Source organism: Oleiphilus sp. HI0066, assembly GCF_001635725.1.
The window spans coordinates 1-974 of record NZ_LWFH01001603.1; the positions used below are offsets into that span (position 1 = coordinate 1).

Below are 974 nucleotides of genomic sequence, written 5' to 3' on the forward strand. Positions count from 1 at the left end.
TAATCAAGACTGCGAGAGCCCCAATACTTTGGTTGAACAAAGCTTCNGCCCNGTTCGATGGTTTAGATTCAAGAGATGCCTTTGTTGTGTTGCGTGAGCAGCTGGGTTTGATTGGTCACTCTGTTCCTACGCTCTACAAGCAATACTCAGAGTTATGTGATGACGGTGGAACCCGATTCCACGGCTTTAATATTGACCCTGATTTTCAAGACTGTATTGACGGTTTGGTGGTAGTGGATTTGAGTAAATTGAAACCGCTTAAGCGCAAGCGTTATGAGTTAGTTGATCACGACTTTTTAGCGTTTGAATTAGAGGGTGCAGTCGATGTCTGATCAAGAGTCTGTGAACCTAAAGTCAATTACAGAAGACTACGCCTTTCGTTTTGGAGGGATTGCCCGACTCTATGGCATGAACGCCTTGCAGGTGTTTTTAAATAGCCATATAGCTGTAGTGGGTATTGGTGGTGTTGGGTCATGGGTAGCTGAAGCGTTAGCGCGTTCAGGTATTGGTGAAATCACCTTGATTGATTTGGATGATGTGTGTGTTTCGAATATCAATCGACAAGTCCATGCCTTGCAGAATACGGTTGGCCATATGAAGACTGAGGTAATGGCTGAGCGTCTTAAAGAGATCAACCCTGATATTCAAGTCCATGTGAAGCACACATTTCTAACGCCTAAAAATGTCGGTGACTTACTCACTACAGAATTTAGTTATGTGTTTGACGCCACGGACAGCGTGAAGGCAAAAACTTCTATTGTTGTGCATTGCCGTCGAAACAAAATTCCATTGATGGTTTGCGGCGGCGCTGGCGGACAATTAGACCCGACACAAATCCAGATTGAAGATTTGGCGCGCACCACGCAAGACCCATTGTTGGCGAAGATTCGAAACAACTTGCGTCGCTTACATAACTATTCCCGCAATCCAAAACGTAAGTTTGGCGTTGAGTGTGTCTACTCAACCGAACAATT

General features: G+C 44.8%; 1 protein-coding gene and 1 pseudogene. Both read left to right on the forward strand.

The annotated features are described in order from the left end of the window. Positions 1-332 (forward strand): annotated as a pseudogene (locus A3738_RS30175) (hypothetical protein); the annotation flags it as partial. Further along, a partial coding sequence (gene tcdA / locus A3738_RS25190) for a tRNA cyclic N6-threonylcarbamoyladenosine(37) synthase TcdA (RefSeq protein ID WP_068763937.1) occupies positions 325-974 on the forward strand: 650 nt, incomplete at its 3' end. The pseudogene A3738_RS30175 and the gene tcdA, both read left to right, overlap by 8 nt.